The sequence below is a fragment of the Paraglaciecola aestuariivivens genome, assembly GCF_052983255.1.
The window spans coordinates 26,412-46,169 of sequence record NZ_JBRKBA010000007.1 but is presented as its reverse complement, the minus strand read 5'-3'; the positions used below and the strand labels follow the sequence as shown (position 1 = coordinate 46,169).

Below are 19,758 nucleotides of genomic sequence, written 5' to 3'. Positions count from 1 at the left end.
ACATGCGCACTAGTACTCAAGGATATAATAATAACATGGCAATTTTGCAGGAAAAGATTGGACTTACTAATGAAGACCTAAGAAAAATTCGCGCTATGCGTCCTGGCCGACCAGTAGATCTCCAGCTTACTATGGCAGATTGTACCAAACGCGTTAGAACAGAGTTTGTTGGCATGGATGGTACACGTTGCATGATATTCCGCTACCCAGATGAAAGAAAGTGGGGGCCAGTTGGCGACGGAATATTCAAAGAAAAATCTATGGTTATCCGTTACATAAACGAAGATGAAACTGGCGAAATTATTGCGTTTAAAGTGAATGTTGTATTGGTGGCCACTAAGCCAAGTCATCTGATTTTTTCAAGTTTCCCTCTGGCGATTCAAAGTCACGATTTACGGGTTGAACCACGAGCTCAGACCCGTATTGCCACTACTATGTTTGACGCCTCAAATGATGAAAAAATTTGTGCACCTATAGTGCAAGATATATCTGTGCATGGTTGTCGAATTTGCATTAGTAAAAGTGAAGAAGGAGGGCGGCCTAAATTAAGACAAATGGTGAAAATGTTCTTTGCCGCATCTAAAGACAAAGAAATCTTTCTGACAGGCACCATAATGAACAATAAATCTGATGAAATAAGTTTGTATTATGGGATAAAATTTGACACCCCAGAAGCTGAAGTGAATCAGTTATTAAATGATTTAATGTTAACCACTAAATAGCCTCACATTTTTACTTATAAGTATGAGTTTTTATTGCTCAAACTCATGTGAATTGTTAACGTAAAGTTAATAATAAGATTGTGAGATATTTATGCGACAAATTGAGTTTTTGTTACGAGAATATGACGAAAGTCATCAGAATAAAACCAACGTTTTAATCCATGCAATTGCAGTTCCAGCCATATATTTTGTTACTTTAGGTTTATTGTGGTCTTTACCCACCCCCAAAGTGTTAGCTTACTTTGATTTAACTTGGGCGCATGTTTTTGTGATCCCCATTTTAGTTTATTATTTTAGACTGTCTGGTCCTATTGGGGCGGCAATGACCTTGCTTAGTATTACAGCCTTTGTGGGGATTAAGCTGTTGGTTTGGTTAGATATATCGGTTTGGAAATTTAGTTTAGCCTTGTTTGTAGTGATGTGGGTGCTGCAGTTTGTTGGTCATCATATTGAGGGTAAAAAACCGAGCTTTTTTAAAGATCTGCAATTTTTGTTAGTCGGACCCGCTTGGTGGTGGGTGCACTGGCTAAAAAGAATGAATATTAATTATTAAATAATACACTTCAATAAGCGCTTCTTGCGATAAGTGACAGTTAATCTACGACCAAGCTAATTCTAGCTTGGTCGTTTTTTTGTATACTAAGCTCGCAGTCATCTTTCAGGAAATCACGTGCCAAATTGGGAAAAGTTAGTAGATAGTCGGGAACGATTATTTTGGACCTTACATACAGCTGGATGGTGTGGATTTGCCATAGTCTATTATATAGGGTCATTTTTACATGAAATGCGCAGTATTTGGCTGTTTGTCATTATTCTAAATGCTTACGCTGGTTGGCTGCTTACCATTCCACTTAGATATATTTATCGCAAAGCCTTAACCTTATCGCCACTGAAAATGCTGATATTAGTGTGTGTGAGTTTATATATCACAGCATTGCTTTGGGCTATGGTGAAAAATGTCAATAACTGGGAAATATATAAAAAGGGCTATCGACCCGAAGATTGGTATTGGTATTTTAACGACACCATTAATTCATTGATTATGATTGGTTGTTGGACAGGGGGTTACTTTGGTATTAAAAACTACCAAATGCTGCTAAGAGAAAAAGCCAATGTATTAAAAGCCTCATCTATGGCGCATCAAGCCCATATTAAAATGTTGAGGTATCAACTCAACCCCCATTTTTTGTTTAATACCTTAAACGCTATTTCAACCCTAATTTTAATGAAAGACAATAAAACCGCTGATGCCATGGTCAGCCGTCTTAGCGACTTTTTACGCTATTCCTTAGACAAAGATCCAATCCACAGAGTGCCGCTTATTCAAGAAATTCAAGCGTTAGAATTGTATTTAGAAATCGAAAAAGTACGTTTTGAAGATAGGTTAACTGTCACTTGGGATATTGAAGAAAAAACCAAACAAGCTTTAGTGCCTAGTTTGATATTGCAGCCTTTGATTGAAAACTCCATTAAGTATGCCATTTCAAAACTAGAAGCAGGTGGTTGCATTAGTATTACGGCTAAAACCTTTGGCCGCGATCTAATGCTAAATGTGAGTGACAACGGCCCAGGTGCGGAAATTAAAAACGGTCAATTGCCCGCCAGCAAGGGAGGCGGGGTAGGGTTGCACAATATTCAAGAAAGGCTACAAGCTTTGTATACCAATAACTATTCTTTTGTAATTTCGCATAATTATCCAACAGGGATTAAAGTAAATATACGCATTCCCTATGAAGTAAAAGAAAAGGGCGAAGTAAATGGCGCATAACAAAATCATAAAAACCATAATAGTTGACGACGAGCCACTTGCCCGAAAAGGCTTAGCTTTACGTTTAGCCGAGTTTTCAGAGATTGAGCTAGTGGCTGAGTGTAAAAATGGCTTAGACGCAGTGACGGCAATTCCAGAGTTTTGCCCCGATTTAGTGTTTTTAGATATTCAAATGCCAGGCTTAAATGGTTTTCAGGTGATCAATAAGTTACAAGAATTGAATCAGCCCATGCCCTTGATTATCTTTGTTACAGCCTTTGACTCATACGCTATTAAAGCCTTTGATGTGCATGCTTTAGATTATGTACTTAAGCCTGTTGATGCTAGCCGTTTGGCCGACGCCATTAAAAAAGTCAACTTAACCCTAGAACAACAACAGCAAGACTCCAACCAGCAAAAATTAGCTCGATTAGTTGCAGATTTTACCGGTGATGACTGCGAAGATATTTTGCGTAAATTGGCAAACGGCGAAAATATTGATACTAACCTTTACCCCGAAATTTTAGCCATAAAAGATGGCTCTGAAGTCACTCGAGTGGCAGTGAGTGATATTCAATGGGTTGATGCTGCTGGGGATTATATGTGTGTGCATACCTTAGATATGACCCATATTATGCGTCGTACCATGAAAGAACTCGAACAAGAGCTAGATCCAAAAGTATTTGTCAGAGTGCATCGCTCAGCCATAGTGAATATTAAGTTTGTGCAAAAATTGGTAAGCCATATTAGTGGCGAATATCATCTGATTTTAAATAACGGCACCGAACTTAAGGTAAGCCGTAGTCATAGAGACAGAGTGAAAGAGATGATTAAACTCTAATACTTGAGCCATATGAGATTATTTTGCGGCGTTAAATAGCCTTTGCTGTATTTTAATCAGGTAAGGATCTAAGGCTTTTTGTTGTTGCCAGCTTATTTCAATATTGTGACTAACCAATTGATTGTTAAGTATGCCCACCATAATGTTGCTTTGCCCAGCTAAGGCTTGCTCTAAAGCATAAGCCCCTAATTTAGTTGCTAAAATGCGGTCTTGGCTAACAGGTGAGCCGCCTCGTTGAACATGGCCTAAAATTACTGGGCGACATTCAATTTGCGTTTTCTCAGTTATATCTTTAGCTAAACCTACCACGCCAGCTGGAAATAAGTTTTCACTCACAACCACTATGTAACTGGACAAGCCTCTTTGGCTATACACTGACTTTAGGTGGTCAATCATAGCGTCAATTTCACTTTCTTGATCGCTAAATAGCTCAGGCACTAATACTCTATCTGCGGCTGACGCCACTGCTGCATCTAAAGCTAAAAAGCCCGCGTGTCTACCCATAACTTCAATTAAAAATATGCGTTCAAAGGCATCCGCGGTATCTCGTACTTTGTCGATAGAGTCTAAGGCCGTTTCAATGGCTGTGTAATAACCTATAGTGGCATCTGTGCCGTTAATGTCGTTATCTATGGTGCCAGGCAAACCAATGACTTGGCCATTATAGTACTTGGCTAAATGGTGCGCGCCTTTAAAAGAACCATTCCCACCTATTATAAATAGGGCGTCAATCTCTAATTCGTGCAAATTATTGGCCGCCGCTCGACCCGCTTGTTCGGTTTTAAATTCTTGGCAGCGACCACTTTTTAAACAGGTGCCCCCTTGTTGAGTTAAATTCACAACATTAGCTGCAGATAGCAGTTTGTAATCTTGATTTAATAGTCCATTATAGCCGTGCTTGTAACCTATCACTTGCAGTGCATAATGCTCGGCGGTTAATACTATTGAACGAATACAAGCATTCATGCCAGGTGCATCGCCACCCGAGGTTAACACGGCAATTTTTTTCATCTTTTACCTTAGATAGTGTTGTGTTGAATTAGCTAATTGGGTTTAGATTAGAAAACAAAATGGTGACTAACAAGAGCTGCCAGTTAAATAATTGATTATGTCTATGGGATACTTCTAAAACATTAAGGAGGATTATGAAAATTTTCACAGGTGATAACGGCGCGCACTGGTATGGATTTTCGCTGTCATTGCTAACAGCAGTTTTATGGGGAGTATTACCGGTATTTTTATCTCTGTGTTTAGAAGTCATGGATGCCATGACCATTACCCTTTATCGCTTTTGGGTGGCTGGGTTGTTTGTGTTTATCTGGTTATATCAACGTAAGGCATTACCGCAAGTTAAGATCTTAGGAAAAAATAAAGTTCTGTGTTTGTTAGTGGCCAGTATTCTGTTGGTCTGTAATTATGTGGCAAACGTACAAGGTTTAGTTTATTTAAACCCAGAAACTGCGCAGGTGGTGATGCAAACTGCGCCTTTTATGTTGATGCTGGGAGGCGTGATATTTTTTAACGAACGCTTAGGGCGTATCGAAGTGTTAGGAGTATTAGCCTTATTTATTGGTTTAGGGTTATTTTTTAATGACAGACTGGCCCTATTACTTTTATCTATGAGCCAATTTACTACAGGGGTATTGGTCATTTTATTTGCTGCGACCACTTGGGCCGCTTATGCCCTAATGCAAAAACCTTTATTAAGGGTGTTAACTGCCAAACAGCTGACTTTGTTGATTTATATTATTGGATTTTGTGCGCTATTGCCTTTTTCAAGCTTATCTCAGTTATGGGCGATGCAAGGCATTCACTTATTTGCGTTAGGCTTTTGTTGTTTAAATACTATTGTGGCCTATGGCGCCTTTACTGAGGCTCTGCATGTATGGCAAGCTGCCAAAGTAAGCGCTGTATTAGCCTTAGCACCAGTGTTTACATTTTTAAGTATGATGGTGGCTGTGCGAGTATTACCCGAACATTTTACTGCCAGCGTATTAGATACATGGGCCTATTTAGGGGCTTTGATAGTGGTGCTAGGCTCAGCCTTTACCGCACTTGGGCGCGCCAAAACCGCTCAAGTTATTATAAAATAATGACGATTGATACTGATTTAAAGGCAACAAAAGGTAACTCGGCTTAATGTATGATTTCTGTGTAGTTGGCGGTGGCATGATTGGCTCTGCGACAGCCTTGGGCCTAAGTCACTTAGGCTTTAAGGTAGCGCTGCTTGAAGCAAAATTGCCCAAACCCTTTGAAGTTGAACAAGCGCCAGATATTCGTGTTTCGGCAATTAATCTGAATACCGAACAATTACTCCATAAACTTGGTGCTTGGCAGTCAATTCAGGCAATGCGCGTCTGCCCATACACTAGGTTGTCGGTGTGGGATAATCCAAGTTGCCGAACCGATTTTTGCAGTAAAACTATTAACCAATCACACCTTGGCCACATCATTGAAAACCGAGTTATTCAATTAGGTTTACATCAAACTATTCAAACTGCAGATAATGTGACTTTAATAGGCGATCTGAGTATTGATAGCCTGCAACTGGGGGAAGTAAATAAAGTCAGCTTAACCGATGGCAGTCAGATAGCTGCAAAAATGCTAATTGCTGCCGATGGTGGCCAATCTTTTGTGCGCCAGCAAGCCGGTATAGGCGTTCAGGGCTGGCAGTATTCACAACAGGCATTGGGGATATTAATTAAGACCTGTGCGGCTCAACAAGATATTACTTGGCAACAGTTTACTGCGAATGGCCCATTGGCGTTTTTACCTTTGTTTGACGGTTATGCTTCGTTAGTTTGGTATCATCATCCACAGGATATTCGGCAGCTGCAACAATTGTCTAAAACTAAATTAAAACAGCAAATACAAGCTCATTTTCCACCTGAGTTGATGGATTTTGAAGTACTAAGCAGCGCTAGTTTTCCACTCACTCGTATGCATGCTAACCAGTATTATAAAGCTAATACTCTATTAATTGGCGATGCGGCTCATACTATTAATCCTTTAGCAGGGCAGGGAGTCAATTTAGGCTTTAAAGATGTCACTGTGTTGTTGGAGGTTTTAGCTGAGGCTAAAAAACAGGCTAATTTCGCCGATCTATTAAGCCCAGATATCAACCAAAAGTGGCTAAAGCGTTATCAAAAACAAAGGCGAGCAGACAATCTGTTAATGATGTCTGCAATGGATATTCTATATGCTGGGTTTAGTAACAATCACTTTCCCTTTAAATTTATGCGCAATGCCGCGCTTAAATTAGCCAATAATGCTGGTCCATTAAAAGCCAAAGCCATGCGTTATGCCATTGGTTTATAAGGCTAAAATGGTTGGGCATGAGTATAAACACTAACAATAGGTAAATACTTTGACAGTTTTGATTATAATAGCGGTATTAGTTTTGGCACTAGTGGTCATAGTGCCGTTAATTGAGCGTTCAAATTTCCAAATGTCAGAACAACAAATGTCAAAATGGGGTAGGTGGATCTTACCTTTATTAGTTGTGATGGTGGTGATCCAACTAATAATGCATTACAGCAATTAATGGATAGTTTTTACGGCTGCAGCATTCACTATATATAAACAAATAGGCAAATAAATGGCGGTTCATTGGTACCCAGGGCACATGCATAAAGCCCAAAAAGAAATAAAAGAAGTTTTACCGCAAGTAGACGTGTTAATCGAAGTGCTAGATGCTCGTATTCCCTATTCAAGCGAAAACCCCATGATTGCACAATTACGCGGCGATAAACCTTGTATTAAAGTGCTAAGTAAAACTGATTTGGCCGATCCTGAAGTGACTGCTGCTTGGCAGGAGTATTTAGAACAAGAGCGTTCTGTTAAAACCTTTGCCGCTACGACTGAACAGCCAGCCAAAATGAAACAAATTATTGAGCTGTGCCGCAAAATGTTGCCCGAAAAAGATGCCAGCGTAAAAGCCATCAATACCATGATTGTGGGTATTCCTAATGTAGGGAAATCCACATTAATTAATATTTTAGCCGACCGAATTATTGCCAAAACGGGCAATGAAGCCGCAGTGACTAAAAACCAGCAGCGCATAAATTTAGGTAATGGTATTACCTTATTTGATACCCCAGGCATATTGTGGCCAAAACTTGAGAACCCTAATAGTGGCTATCGACTCGCTGCAACTGGGGCAATTAAAGACACTGCCATGGAATATGATGATGTAGGTTTTTATGCGGCTGACTATTTAATTAACGCCTACCCAGATTTACTCAAAGAACGATATAAATTATCTGAGATCCCACACACTGAAATTGAATTTTTAGAGTTGGCTGCTGCATCTAGAGGAGCGCTTAGAGCCGGAGGCCGAGTAAACTTACATAAAATTTGTGAGGTGTTAATTAATGAACTTCGCTCTGGGCAAATTGGGCGTATTAGTTTAGAAACACCGGCAATGATCATTCAAGAAGTAAAAGAGATGGAAGCCGTTGCCGCCAAAAAAGCTGCGGATAAAGTAAAACGTAAAGAAAGCTTTAAGACCGGCTCGTTAACACCTAATAAAAAAGATCGAAAAGAAAAACGTGAACAAGAAAGGGCAGAGCAATCGGCACGTATGAAAAAACAAACGAAAAGGCGCAGATAATTAACAACCTAAGACGTTTTTCTCATGCAAGAATGTAATTCTTGTGGCAAATGTTGCATTAAATACAGTGACGGCGATTTGTCGGCATCTGAACAAGATCTTGAAATGTGGCAGTTGCTTAACCCAGAGATTGCCCAGTATGTAAAAGCTGGGCTAATTTGGTTTTCGCCCACTAACGGCCAACGTTTAACTTTGTGTCCATTTTTGCGCGCTGTGCCCAGTAAACAAGCCAAAGGTAAAAGTTACTACACTTGTGATATTTATTATGATCGCCCTGAAGATTGCCGGTTTTATCCGGTGACAGTGCAGCAAATGATTAAGGATGAATGTGAAATGCTTGAACCACAAGATTTGACTGATCCAATAAAAGCCCAGCAAAACTTAGATAAATTATTAGCCGACAGTCGCCCTAGCTATGACTAGGGCGTTTAATTAACCTCTACCAAATTCCGTCTTCAGATTTACCCTGGATCTCACAGTCTCCTGCCTTGTATTCAATTTCTTTGCCGCTTTCACGCTTAGCAAAATAATCTTTACTGATAGAAACAATAGTAGGGGTCATCCACACTATGGCGGTAATGTTAATTACAGTCATTAGGCCTAATGCCATATCGGCTGCCGCCCATACCTCAGGCAAAGCGGCCATAGAGCCCCACAAGATCATAATTAAGTAACCTACTGTGTAACAGGCGCGGCCTAATTTATTGTCTAGCTTAAACATATGTAAGTTACTTTCACCGTAAGCATAGTTGGCCACAACTGAAGTAAAGGCAAACAAACTTATGGCAGCGGCAACAAAATAACCACCCACGCCACCAAGGTGTGAGCTCATGGCATCTTGGGTTAGGCGAATCCCTTCCATGCCTTCGTTAGAAGAGCCGCCAGCCAGTAAGATAACAACGGCAGTACAAGTACATAAAATCATAGTGTCGATAAACACCCCAAGCATTTGCACGTAGCCCTGAGACACGGGATGATTAGGATTCGGAGTCGCACTTGCTGCAGCGTGAGGCACACTACCAGAGCCTGCTTCGTTAGAATAAAGCCCACGTTGCACACCGTGTTTAAAGGCTGCGCCAATGGCGCCTGCACCAGCTTCTTGTAAACCGAAAGCTGAAGCAATAATATCCCACAACATGGCTGGTACTAGCTCAATATTTAATAAGGTGATAGCCAGTGTGACCAAAATATAAGTGACCGCCATAAAAGGCACCACCCACTCAGCAAACTTAGCAATGGCACGTAAGCCACCCACTACAATTAAGGCCGCCAATAATATGATGACTAAACCTGAATACAGAGTAGGGATGTCGTAGGCGTGATTTAACGCATCTGTGATGGTGTTGGCTTGTACCGCACTAAAAATAAAACCATATCCCAAGAATAAAAATAACGAAAATATTACCGCTAACCAGCGTTTATTAAGTCCTTGCTGAATATAGTAAGCTGGCCCACCACGGTACTCACCGTTGGTGTCTTTAACCTTGTATAATTGACCTAAAACACTCTCAGCAAAGCCAGTAGCCATGCCTAAAATGGCAATCACCCACATCCAAAAGATTGCCCCAGAGCCACCTAACGAAATAGCAACCGCTACACCTGCTAAGTTACCAGTACCGACTCGGGCGGATAAACTGGTACATAAGGCTTGAAAAGAACTAATACCCGCAGCGTCACTTTTGGTGCTGTTTTTCATTACTGAAAACATTTGGCCAAAATGGCGAATTTGAATAAAACCTAAACGAAAAGAAAACCACACCCCTGCTGCCAATAACATATAGATTAGGATCTGACCTTCACCCCAAAGAATGTTATTGATAAAAGAGACTATTTCATTAATCAAAGTGCTGCCCGCAAGTTATTGAAATTATATTAGAATATTGCCGTTTATAGGAGGAGTTGTCTAGAGTGAAATGACTTAGCTTAGAAACAAAAAACGCTAAGCAAAGCTTAGCGTTTTTTTAAGTATTTGGCTGGGGTAGCTGGACTCGAACCAACGAATGGCGGGATCAAAACCCGCTGCCTTACCACTTGGCTATACCCCAAGAGAATTAGGTAATCTTAAATCACCTTTAAACAACGAAATTAGAATTTGATTCTAATTTTATCACCATTGTTACCATATAAAAGAAAATGGCTGGGGTAGCTGGACTCGAACCAACGAATGGCGGGATCAAAACCCGCTGCCTTACCACTTGGCTATACCCCAACAATGGTGCGGAAGGAGAGACTCGAACTCTCACGCCGTGAAGCACTGGAACCTAAATCCAGCGTGTCTACCAATTCCACCACTCCCGCTTACTTCAAACTAGACGAATAAAAAGTGGTGGCTACAGCGGGACTCGAACCTGCGACCCCATCATTATGAGTGATGTGCTCTAACCAGCTGAGCTATGTAGCCACTTCATTACTCCGTCTTCGAAGTGGCGCGTATTATGCTGATCTAGCTTTTTGTCGTCAACCGTTTTATTGCAATTAAATGTTCGTTTGCTTAGATACTAAGCAAGTAGGCTCGATTTTTAACCAGATATAGCTAAATCGAGGTGTTTTTGTGCAGTAAATTAAGCTAATTTTAGAAAATTAATACTTTAATAAAGTTACTTATCAAAATATTAAAAAGATTGTTTTGAGAGGCTTTCCATTTGAGTGTTGGCAATATCTTTAATACTCAATGGATAATGGTGCAATTTTCTCTAGCTTTACCGAGAAAGCAGACATTGCCCAATTAACGTTGAACCTCCGTCTTTCCCGCGAAGGCGGAACCCCCTTCAACACCGGTGAAATGACGATAAATAATGTCAAAGCAGTAGCTTTCTAAAGCACGCTTCGCGCAATCATCCATGATTGTTTATGTCTCGAATCCCTTCGAGACATAAACTGGCAGGACGCCAGTGAGCGTAAGCGAATGCTTTTAGAACAATAAGCAAACAACCGCTATCTGCTAAAACCAAACAATCAAATATTGTAATTGGCATCCCATTTTTACTACTTATTCACTTTATCCATTTATTTAGGTACAAAAAAAGCCCACATTAAGTGGGCTTTTTAATCACAGTATTTGGGTTTACACGTTAAACCTAAAGTGAATAACATCACCGTCTTTTACTTTGTAGTCTTTGCCTTCTAGACGCCACTTACCGGCGTCTTTTGCACCTTGTTCACCATTGAACTCTATGTAATGGTCGTAGCTGATGATTTCAGCGCGAATAAAGCCTTTTTCAAAGTCGGTGTGAATGATACCGGCGGTTTGTGGCGCGGTAGAACCCTCAGGGAAGGTCCATGCGCGTACTTCTTGCACACCAGCAGTGAAGTAGGTTTGCAAAGTTAGCAATTCGTAACCACTGCGGATCACGCGGTTTAAGCCAGGCTCTTCTAAGCCCATATCGGCCATAAACTCGGCTTTTTCTTCTTCGTCTAATTCACCAATCTCTGCTTCTATTTCGGCACACACAGCAACCACTACCGCACCTTCTGCGGCAGCTATCTCACGTACTTTATCTAGATAAGGGTTGTTTTCAAAGCCGTCATCATTAACGTTAGCTATGTACATAGTTGGCTTAAGCGTTAAATAGTTCATGTAGCTTATGAGTTTTAACTCTTCTTTTTCTAAAGGTAATGAACGTAACAAATGGCCTTCATCTAAATGCGGCTTAATTTTTTCTAATACTTTTAATTCTGCTTTAGCATCGGCGTCGCCGCCTTTAGCGCGTTTTGCTACGCGGTGTAGAGCTTTTTCTGTGGTGTCTAAGTCGGCTAAGGCCAGCTCAGTATTAATAATATCTATGTCGTCAGCAGGGCTAACTTTACCCGCTACGTGAACAATGTTTTCATTGTCAAAACAACGTACTACATGGCCAATGGCATCTGTTTCGCGAATATTGGCTAAAAACTTATTGCCTAAGCCTTCACCTTTAGAGGCGCCTTCTACTAAACCTGCTATATCAACAAATTCCATAGTGGTAGGGATCACGCGTTTAGGCTGAACTATAGCAGCTAGTTTATCGAGTCTTAAATCTGGTACTGGCACCACGCCTGTGTTTGGCTCGATTGTACAAAATGGAAAGTTGGCTGCTTCGATGCCGGCTTTGGTTAAGGCGTTAAAAAGTGTCGATTTGCCAACGTTGGGTAAACCTACTATGCCGCATTTAAAACCCATTTTGATATCCTCGTAAAAAAGTGTTGGATTAATAGGGCTTGGCCCTTTAATCAATGTGCTGTATTAATTATTCGCTTTTAAACGAATGTAATCTGTTCATGGCGGTTTTTAGATCTTGCCTGATCAATATTTCGGTGCAACTTAGCGCTTCACTAATTGCATCTTCTATTTGTTGTTGTTCTTTTTGTGGCGCTTTGCCTAATACATGTCCGGTAACGCGATTTTTGTCACCTGGATGACCTATTCCTATGCGTAAACGTAAAAAGTCCTTTTGATTGGCCATTTTACTGACGATATCGCGAATGCCATTTTGGCTTGAACTACCACCTGTTTTAAACTTAGCTACCCCTGGAGGTAAATCTAATTCGTCAAATGCTACTAATAATCCTGCCAATGGCACGCGATAAAACTTAGCCATAGCTGCTACCGCTTGGCCGCTTTTATTCATATAGGTAGTAGGAATGAGTAGGCGAATATCCTGACCCGCAATGCTAATACGACCAGTATAACCAAAAAATTTATTTTCTAATTTGAGTGGACAATTGTAGGCTTTTGCAAGGGATTCAACAAACCACGCCCCAGCATTGTGGCGAGTATGCTGATATTCGGGGCCTGGATTACCCAGGCCCACAATTAACTGAATATCAGTCAAGCAACTTATTCCGCAGGCGCTTCTTCTTCAGCTGAATCACCTTCGTCTTCAACTTTAGGTCCTTTGGCAACTTTAACTGTTACTACAGCCAAGTCGTGAGACTCACCTTTGTTCAGTTCTAATAAAGTAACGCCTTTAGGCAATACTAAATCAGTTAAGTGAACAGTTTGACCTAATTCAACGTTAGTTAGGTCAACTTCGATGAACTCAGGTAAATCAGCTGGCAAACAGCTAATTTCTACGTCAGCCATGTGGTGCTCAGCGTGACCGCCTTGAACTTTGATTGAATCAGCTTTGTCTTCGTTAATGAAGTGCAATGGTACATTAGTGTGTACCGCTTTCTTCGCATCAACGCGCAAGAAATCTAAGTGCATAACTTGAGGTTTAAAAGCATGACGTTGCATGTCTTTTACTAATACTTCTACTTTTTCTTTACCAATGTTTAACGTTAATACGTGAGAGTAAAACGCTTCAAACGCTTGCGCTTGGAAAACTTTGTTATGAGAAAGGGTCAAAGAAACGGCTTCTTTATCCGCTCCGTATAAGACAGCAGGTACTTTACCTTGATGACGTAGGCGGCGGCTCGCACCTTTCCCTAAATCAGTACGGATTTCTGCGTCTAGTGTAAAAATTCCTTCAGACATTGAGATAACTCCAAATATATATAAATGAGTGTAGATTTTTGCGACCAAAATCTACGTTTAGTGAGGCAATTTACCGTCAATTTAAGGTAAATTACCCACACCCCTAAAAAAGGGCGGCGAATGTTAACATCTGTTGCTTTGCTAAACAATGCCAACTCGGCTTTATTTGCCAATAAAAAAGCGGCTTAAGAAGCCGCTTTTCTAAATTTCGTTAAAGCATGAGTTAATATTCGAACATAGCCGAGATTGACTCTTCATTACTTACTCTTCGAATAGCTTCGGCTAGCATGTTAGATAAAGTCAATTGTTTAACTTTAGGGATAGCTTTAATGTCATCACCTAAAGGAATGCTATCCGTTACTATGATTTCATCTATAACCGAATCTTTTAAATTTTGTGCGGCATTGCCAGAAAAGATTGCGTGAGTGGCATAGGCATAAACATTACGAGCACCATGTGCTTTTAGGGCTTCTGCAGCTTTTGCTAAGGTTCCGCCTGTGTCAATCATGTCATCTACAATAATGCAGTCGCGGTCTTGTACATCACCAATAATATGCATCACTTGGGCAACATTAGCCTTAGGACGACGCTTATCTATTATGGCTAAGTCAGTATCGTTCATTAACTTGGCTAAGGCACGAGCTCGAACCACACCACCAATATCTGGCGAAACAACCACTGGATTATGGAAATCACGTTGACGCATATCGTCTAGTAAAATTGGGGTACCAAAGGCATTGTCTACCGGTACATCAAAAAAGCCTTGAATTTGTTCAGCGTGAAGATCGATAGTTAATACTCGGTCAACGCCAACATTTGACAAAAAGTCAGCCACGACTTTTGCCGTAATAGGTACACGGGCTGAACGCACACGTCTGTCTTGACGAGCATAGCCAAAGTAGGGGATAACAGCAGTAATTCGACCTGCTGAAGCACGACGAAAGGCATCGATCATCACAATCAATTCCATCAAGTTGTCGTTAGTGGGGGCACAAGTCGATTGAATAATAAATACATCTGAACCACGCACGTTTTCGTGGATTTCAACGCTGATTTCTCCATCGCTAAAACGTCCCACACTTGCATGTCCCAACTTAGTGTAAAGCCTATCAGCAACTTTTTGGGCCAATTCAGGTACTGCATTTCCAGAGAAAATCTTCATATCCGGCACGGTTATATCCTCGGTGCGTAATCATTTGGCGAGATTAGCTGGAAATGAACCTACGACATAGCCGTGGTTCAGGCCCTGTTATCACAACCATACTTTAATAAAATGGCTGGGGTAGCTGGACTCGAACCAACGACATAGACGCGGATCAAAACCATATAACTCAGCGTTTATTGTTTTCAAAAATGGCTGGGGTAGCTGGACTCGAACCAACGAATGGCGGGATCAAAACCCGCTGCCTTACCACTTGGCTATACCCCAATTAAACTGGTTATTAAACCTTAGCTTGCAAAGGAGAGTTGTTCACCCCTTTTGCAACAAAACTTTTCATGCCTGTTGGCAATAATGTTTGAACACTCTGCGCGTCTTCTTGTCTATCAAAAACAGCAAAAACACATGCGCCTGTGCCGGTCATCCTCGACGGCGCGTATTCTAACAACCAGTGTAATGCTTTTGCAACATCAGGATAGCGTTGACAAACTAATTTTTGGCAATCATTTTGGGTTTGCGCAAATTGATAGCTAGCAAAGTTTATTTTTGCGGTATTTCTGGGTAAATCTTCTGCTGAAAAAATTTCGGCAGTAGATACATGCACATCGGGGCATAACACCAGATAATATTTAGTTGCTAGTCTAATAGGGTAAATTAGTTCGCCTACACCTTCGGCAAAGGCCGTTTGGCCTTGAATAAAAATGGGCAGATCGGCCCCTAATTTCAATCCCAGTTCGGCTAATTTAGTTTGAGAAAGGTTAAGTTGCCACAAATGATTCAATGCCACTAAAGTGGTGGCGGCATTTGATGAGCCTCCACCTATACCTCCACCCATAGGCAGTTGTTTGTTTAAATATATATGGCAACCTAAATGAGTTTGTTGCGCCATTGAAACTTGTTGCTTTAATAGCTTGGCAGCCCGCACTATGAGATTGTCTTGGTCTGGAACATTAGGAATAGGGTTGGCCAAGGTAATTGTACCGCTGGTATTGACTTCAAAGGCTAATTGGTCACCAAAGTCTAAGATTTGAAATAAACTTTGTAATTGATGGTAACCATTTTCGTAGCGACCGTTGATGTGTAAAAACAAGTTTAATTTGGCAGGGCTTGGCCACCAATCTAACTGATTAGTTTTCATCCAAACTCCAATCGTTAATGCGGATAAGCAGTTGGCTATTCGTTAGGCTATTGCTTAGTACTACTTTATGCGGCAACCAAAGTTCTCCTACTTTTTTATATTGATTGTATTCTATGCGCCAGCCAGAACAGTTTTCACAAACCGGGGTCAGTTGTGCTAGCCAACCTTGCGGACTCATTTTTACTTGGTCATTTGCCTGATATTGGCCTTTTATCCAAATGCGTAATGGTTCGACTGGTATTTGCCAGCCCGAGACTCGCCAAATAAGGTTGGCTGGATCTTTATCTAAATAGGTTTGTTCATCTGTAATCAGTTCAACCACCCCATTTTTATTGTTTAGCGATAATAAGGCACTGCCTATAATAGAAGTTAAGTTAATTTGATACTGCTGTGATTGCTGTTGCCAGCGAAAGTTTGCACTTTGTTTTTTGCTTGGCCCTTTAAATCCAATTTTACCTTTAATTGTCCAGTTTTTAAGTTTGGCTAATGCCTGTTGATGCTGCTGCGCATGCAAGTTAATAGAGGGCGCTGGGGCGGTGGCGCAACCCGTTAAAAAAGCGAGTAACAAAGATACCAATAAAATAGGTTTAATATGAGCTTGATAGGCTAACACTGAGTAAATTTCACTCTATTGAAGTAAATATAATGCGCCAATGGGAACATAGATGTGACATCGCTTTCAATAGTTTTACCTTTTGCGTACAATGCCGCCATCTTTTTAGGCAAACCATAACAGTAGTTCATCTTAGTATTCCATGACCCTGATCGCTTTTGGCATAAATCATAAAACAGCCCCGGTAGAATTGCGCGAGAAAATTGCTTTTTCTCCAGATGCTATTGTGCAAGCGTTGGCTTCATTGCGAAATAATACTGGGGCATGTGAGTCTGTGATTTTGTCTACTTGCAATAGAACAGAAATCTACGCTGAACTAGATCCGCAACAGCAACAAAAATTAGCATTTTGGTTAGCCGATTTTCATCAGGTTGAGATAGATCAAGTGGTGAATAATAGTTATTGCTATACCCAACAAAAGGCCGCGCAGCATTTAATGCGCGTAGCCTGTGGACTAGATTCGTTAATTTTAGGTGAGCCACAAATATTAGGTCAAGTTAAACAAGCCTTCACCGATGCTAAAAATTCCGGGGTGATAAACAGCCAGTTTGAGCGTTTGTTTCAATTAACCTTTGCTATTGCTAAAAAAGTGAGAACCGAAACCGAAATTGGCGCAAACGCTATTTCTGTGGCCTATGCTTCAGTGCAATTGGCTAAACATATATTTTCATCATTAGAAAAAAGTCGGGTGTTATTAATTGGCGCAGGGGAAACCATAGAGTTAGTGGCCAAACATTTATTTGAGCAAAATGTTAAATCGCTCACAGTGGCAAATCGCACCCTTGCTCGAGCTGAAAGCATAGCCAAACCACTGCAAGCCTCGGTATTAACCTTGGCGCAAATACCACAACATTTATCAGAAGCGGATATTGTGATCAGCTCTACGGCCAGCCAATTGCCTATTATTGGTAAAGGCTTAGTGCAAAGTGCATTAAAAGAAAGAAAGCATAAACCCATATTCTTAGTGGACTTGGCTGTGCCTAGAGATGTTGAAGGGGAAGTGGCTGAATTAGACGATGCTTATTTGTACACAGTGGATGATCTACAACAAATTGTGGAACAAAACTTAGCTAGCAGACAAGATGCAGCGGATATTGCTAATGGTATGATAGAGCAACAAGTACAAGTGTTTTTTAGTTGGCAACAAAGCCAAGGTTCAATCGACCTATTAAAGCAATTTCGCGATCAATGTGAAACACAGCGCGATGTTTTGGTGCAAAAAGCCTTGAACCAAATTGCCGATGGTAAACAAGCTGAAAAAGTCATTACAGAATTAGCCAATAAGCTAACTAAAAGTTTGATCCATGGCCCCACTAAAGCATTAAAAAAAGCGGCAAGCGAGCAAGATTTAGCGCATATGGCCTTACTTAAAGATGCATTAGCCTTAAAAAACACAGATAATTAACTATTAATTTATTATTTTTGAATTACAACGTAAGTTGTAACCATACAGGAATACAATGAAAGACTCGGTACAACGAAAATTAGAATCCCTGATTGAACGCTTTGAAGAAGTGCAAGCATTGTTGGGCGAAGCAGAAGTGATTGCAGATCAAGACAGGTATCGTGGACTGACCAAAGAATATTCGCAGTTAGAAGACGTAGTGAAATGTTTTCGTAGTTATCAACAAGCGCAGCAAGACTTTGAATCTGCGCAAGAGATGATGCAAGAAGACGACCCTGAAATGCGCGAAATGGCGCAAGAAGAGTATAAATCTGCCAAACAAGGCATTGAAGAATACGAGCAAGAACTGCAAATTTTATTGCTACCTAAAGATCCTAACGACGACAGCAACTGCTTTGTGGAAATTCGCGCAGGGGCAGGGGGCGACGAAGCCTCTATTTTTGCTGGCGACTTATTCCGCATGTACAGCCGTTTTGCCGAAAAGCAAGGCTGGAAAGTTGAGCTTGTTACCGCAAATGAAGGCGAGCACGGTGGCTTTAAAGAAGTCATTGCCAACATAATCGGAGATGGCGCCTATGGCATAATGAAGTTTGAGTCTGGTGGCCATAGAGTACAAAGGGTACCAGAAACTGAATCTCAAGGCAGGATCCATACTTCTGCGGTTACTGTTGTAGTGATGCCAGAAGTACCAGAATCTGAAGCCATTGAAATTAATAAAGCAGATTTAAAAATTGATACTTTCAGAGCGTCTGGCGCCGGTGGACAACACGTTAACAAAACCGATTCGGCTATTCGTATTACCCATAACCCAACGGGCATAGTGGTAGAGTGTCAAGACGAACGCTCACAACATAAAAACCGTGCCAAAGCTATGGCAATATTACAATCAAGACTGACCCAATTAGAAGAAGAAAAACGCCAAGCCGAAGAAACCTCAACCCGTAGAAACTTAGTGGCCAGCGGCGATCGCTCAGAGCGCATTAGAACTTATAACTTTCCACAAGGGCGTGTGACCGACCATCGCATTAACTTAACTTTATATAGTTTAAATGATGTGATTGCTGGAGACTTAGGGGCGGTGTTAGAGCCAATTAGACAAGAACATCAGGCTGATTTGCTTGCCTCATTGTCTGACGAATAATTTGTAGTCATGGCAAACTCCCGTATGTCCATTCAACAAGCGCTTGAATGGGCAAAGCTTGCTCTTGCACAAGCTCAAGTGAGTGATGACGGCGAGTCTGATTCTTCAGGCATAGATAGCAAAATCTTGTTAGCTGCAATCTTGCAAAAAGACCAAGTGTTTTTGCATACTTGGCCAGAACAATTGCTAGAAGAAAAACAATGGCAGCATTTTAGTCAGGCAGTACAACAGCGTATAGATGGTCATCCAGTGGCGCACATTATTGGCTACAGAGACTTTTGGTCTTTACGTTTAGAAGTAAACCCCTCAACCCTTATTCCTCGCCCAGAAACTGAATTGTTAGTTGAACTAGCCCTTGATTTAAATTTAGCTGATCAAAGTTCTGTGTTAGATCTTGGCACAGGAACCGGCGCCATTGCACTTGCACTAGCATCAGAGCAAGCAAGTTGGAAAATTACTGCCATAGATAAAAGTGATGAAGCGGTGGTATTGGCAAAACGTAACGCTAAGCGCCTAAAGCTAGACCAAGTAGAAATTAAACAAAGTAATTGGTTTGAAAATTTAGTTAATCAAAAGTTTGATTTAATTCTATCTAACCCTCCTTATATTGAAGATAAAAACATTTTTTTACAAAAAGGTGATGTGCGATTTGAACCAGCGTCTGCGCTTACTTCAGGCATTGATGGCTTAGATGATATTCGTTTAATTGTGTCACATAGCAAAGCCTTTTTAGCTCCTTCAGGAATATTGGCAATAGAGCACGGCTATCAGCAGTCAGAGGCCGTTCAGGCTATTTTTAAACAAAATGGATTTGCTAATATTCGAACCCAAAACGATCTAAATCATTTGCCTCGCGTAACTATGGGTAATGTTTAAATTTATCCGATATTAGATAGTGCAATAAATTGTCGTCAAACAGACTTAAATG

At 40.9% G+C, this 19,758-nt stretch carries 20 protein-coding genes and 5 tRNA genes; 12 read left to right on the top strand and 13 right to left on the bottom strand.

Annotated features, from left to right (window positions below; genetic code table 11):
• Positions 1-35: 35 nt before the first annotated feature.
• The 4 genes from ACVCDT_RS11810 to ACVCDT_RS11795 all read left to right on the top strand — a co-directional run bounded on the left by ACVCDT_RS11810 (position 36) and on the right by ACVCDT_RS11795 (position 3,310).
• On the top strand, positions 36-722 hold the full coding sequence (locus ACVCDT_RS11810) for a PilZ domain-containing protein (protein ID WP_447132987.1): 687 nt from the start codon (positions 36-38) through the stop codon (positions 720-722).
• Positions 723-813: 91 nt separating this feature from the next.
• On the top strand, positions 814-1,275 hold the full coding sequence (locus ACVCDT_RS11805) for an Mpo1 family 2-hydroxy fatty acid dioxygenase (RefSeq protein ID WP_447132986.1): 462 nt from the start codon (positions 814-816) through the stop codon (positions 1,273-1,275).
• 117 nt (positions 1,276-1,392) lie between these two features.
• Positions 1,393-2,490, top strand: a complete 1,098-nt coding sequence (locus ACVCDT_RS11800) for a sensor histidine kinase (protein ID WP_447132985.1) — start codon at positions 1,393-1,395, stop codon at positions 2,488-2,490.
• Positions 2,480-3,310, top strand: coding sequence for a LytR/AlgR family response regulator transcription factor (locus tag ACVCDT_RS11795; RefSeq protein WP_447132984.1), 831 nt, complete (start codon positions 2,480-2,482; stop codon positions 3,308-3,310). Before ACVCDT_RS11800 ends, ACVCDT_RS11795 begins: the two co-directional genes overlap by 11 nt.
• 18 nt (positions 3,311-3,328) lie before the next feature.
• Here the strand turns inward: ACVCDT_RS11795 and ACVCDT_RS11790 are convergent, their stop codons facing one another.
• Positions 3,329-4,321 (bottom strand): ATP-dependent 6-phosphofructokinase, encoded by a 993-nt coding sequence (locus tag ACVCDT_RS11790; RefSeq protein ID WP_447132983.1) that lies wholly within the window; start codon positions 4,319-4,321, stop codon positions 3,329-3,331.
• Positions 4,322-4,455: 134 nt separating this feature from the next.
• Between ACVCDT_RS11790 and ACVCDT_RS11785 the strand changes: the two genes are divergently transcribed.
• Genes ACVCDT_RS11785 through ACVCDT_RS11765 form a run of 5 tightly spaced genes read left to right on the top strand, consistent with a single transcriptional unit; the run spans position 4,456 to position 8,345 of the window.
• Positions 4,456-5,403: a DMT family transporter gene (locus tag ACVCDT_RS11785; protein ID WP_447132982.1), complete on the top strand. Its 948-nt coding sequence runs from the start codon at positions 4,456-4,458 to the stop codon at positions 5,401-5,403.
• A 46-nt stretch (positions 5,404-5,449) separates the two neighbouring features.
• On the top strand, positions 5,450-6,628 hold the full coding sequence (locus ACVCDT_RS11780) for an FAD-dependent monooxygenase (RefSeq protein ID WP_447132981.1): 1,179 nt from the start codon (positions 5,450-5,452) through the stop codon (positions 6,626-6,628).
• A 49-nt stretch (positions 6,629-6,677) separates the two neighbouring features.
• Positions 6,678-6,854, top strand: a complete 177-nt coding sequence (locus ACVCDT_RS11775; protein ID WP_447132980.1) for a hypothetical protein — start codon at positions 6,678-6,680, stop codon at positions 6,852-6,854.
• A gap of 54 nt (positions 6,855-6,908) precedes the next feature.
• Positions 6,909-7,922, top strand: a complete 1,014-nt coding sequence (ylqF, locus tag ACVCDT_RS11770; protein WP_447132979.1) for a ribosome biogenesis GTPase YlqF — start codon at positions 6,909-6,911, stop codon at positions 7,920-7,922.
• A 24-nt stretch (positions 7,923-7,946) separates the two neighbouring features.
• On the top strand, positions 7,947-8,345 hold the full coding sequence (locus ACVCDT_RS11765; RefSeq protein WP_447132978.1) for a YkgJ family cysteine cluster protein: 399 nt from the start codon (positions 7,947-7,949) through the stop codon (positions 8,343-8,345).
• A 16-nt stretch (positions 8,346-8,361) separates the two neighbouring features.
• On the opposite strand, the gene ACVCDT_RS11760 is transcribed toward ACVCDT_RS11765, so the two are convergent.
• From ACVCDT_RS11760 to lolB, 12 genes are all read right to left on the bottom strand, one after another.
• Positions 8,362-9,765: an alanine/glycine:cation symporter family protein gene (locus tag ACVCDT_RS11760; RefSeq protein ID WP_447132977.1), complete on the bottom strand. Its 1,404-nt coding sequence runs from the start codon at positions 9,763-9,765 to the stop codon at positions 8,362-8,364.
• A 127-nt stretch (positions 9,766-9,892) separates the two neighbouring features.
• Positions 9,893-9,967: transfer RNA gene (locus ACVCDT_RS11755), tRNA-Gln, on the bottom strand.
• An 89-nt stretch (positions 9,968-10,056) separates the two neighbouring features.
• Positions 10,057-10,131, bottom strand: a tRNA-Gln gene (locus ACVCDT_RS11750).
• A gap of 4 nt (positions 10,132-10,135) precedes the next feature.
• A tRNA-Leu gene (locus tag ACVCDT_RS11745) sits at positions 10,136-10,220 on the bottom strand.
• 26 nt (positions 10,221-10,246) lie between these two features.
• Positions 10,247-10,323 (bottom strand) — tRNA-Met (locus ACVCDT_RS11740).
• 663 nt (positions 10,324-10,986) lie between these two features.
• On the bottom strand, positions 10,987-12,078 hold the full coding sequence (gene ychF, locus ACVCDT_RS11735; protein WP_447132976.1) for a redox-regulated ATPase YchF: 1,092 nt from the start codon (positions 12,076-12,078) through the stop codon (positions 10,987-10,989).
• Positions 12,079-12,145: 67 nt separating this feature from the next.
• The gene (pth, locus tag ACVCDT_RS11730) at positions 12,146-12,730 is read right to left on the bottom strand and encodes an aminoacyl-tRNA hydrolase (protein WP_447132975.1); all 585 of its coding nucleotides are present in this window, start codon (positions 12,728-12,730) and stop codon (positions 12,146-12,148) included.
• Positions 12,731-12,735: 5 nt separating this feature from the next.
• On the bottom strand, positions 12,736-13,374 hold the full coding sequence (locus ACVCDT_RS11725; protein WP_447132974.1) for a 50S ribosomal protein L25/general stress protein Ctc: 639 nt from the start codon (positions 13,372-13,374) through the stop codon (positions 12,736-12,738).
• Between the two features lie 223 nt (positions 13,375-13,597).
• Positions 13,598-14,545, bottom strand: a complete 948-nt coding sequence (locus tag ACVCDT_RS11720; RefSeq protein WP_447132973.1) for a ribose-phosphate pyrophosphokinase — start codon at positions 14,543-14,545, stop codon at positions 13,598-13,600.
• Positions 14,546-14,728: 183 nt separating this feature from the next.
• A tRNA-Gln gene (locus ACVCDT_RS11715) sits at positions 14,729-14,803 on the bottom strand.
• 13 nt (positions 14,804-14,816) lie between these two features.
• The gene (gene ispE / locus ACVCDT_RS11710) at positions 14,817-15,671 is read right to left on the bottom strand and encodes a 4-(cytidine 5'-diphospho)-2-C-methyl-D-erythritol kinase (RefSeq protein WP_447132972.1); all 855 of its coding nucleotides are present in this window, start codon (positions 15,669-15,671) and stop codon (positions 14,817-14,819) included.
• A complete protein-coding gene (gene lolB, locus ACVCDT_RS11705; RefSeq protein ID WP_447132971.1) occupies positions 15,661-16,284 on the bottom strand; it encodes a lipoprotein insertase outer membrane protein LolB in 624 nt (207 codons plus the stop codon). Before lolB ends, ispE begins: the two co-directional genes overlap by 11 nt.
• Before the next feature lie 142 nt (positions 16,285-16,426).
• Between lolB and hemA the strand changes: the two genes are divergently transcribed.
• Genes hemA through prmC form a run of 3 tightly spaced genes read left to right on the top strand, consistent with a single transcriptional unit; the run spans position 16,427 to position 19,706 of the window.
• Positions 16,427-17,689: a glutamyl-tRNA reductase gene (gene hemA, locus ACVCDT_RS11700; protein ID WP_447132970.1), complete on the top strand. Its 1,263-nt coding sequence runs from the start codon at positions 16,427-16,429 to the stop codon at positions 17,687-17,689.
• A gap of 55 nt (positions 17,690-17,744) precedes the next feature.
• Positions 17,745-18,830, top strand: a complete 1,086-nt coding sequence (gene prfA, locus ACVCDT_RS11695) for a peptide chain release factor 1 (RefSeq protein ID WP_447132969.1) — start codon at positions 17,745-17,747, stop codon at positions 18,828-18,830.
• A gap of 24 nt (positions 18,831-18,854) precedes the next feature.
• A complete protein-coding gene (prmC, locus tag ACVCDT_RS11690) occupies positions 18,855-19,706 on the top strand; it encodes a peptide chain release factor N(5)-glutamine methyltransferase (RefSeq protein ID WP_447132968.1) in 852 nt (283 codons plus the stop codon).
• Positions 19,707-19,758 lie beyond the last annotated feature (52 nt).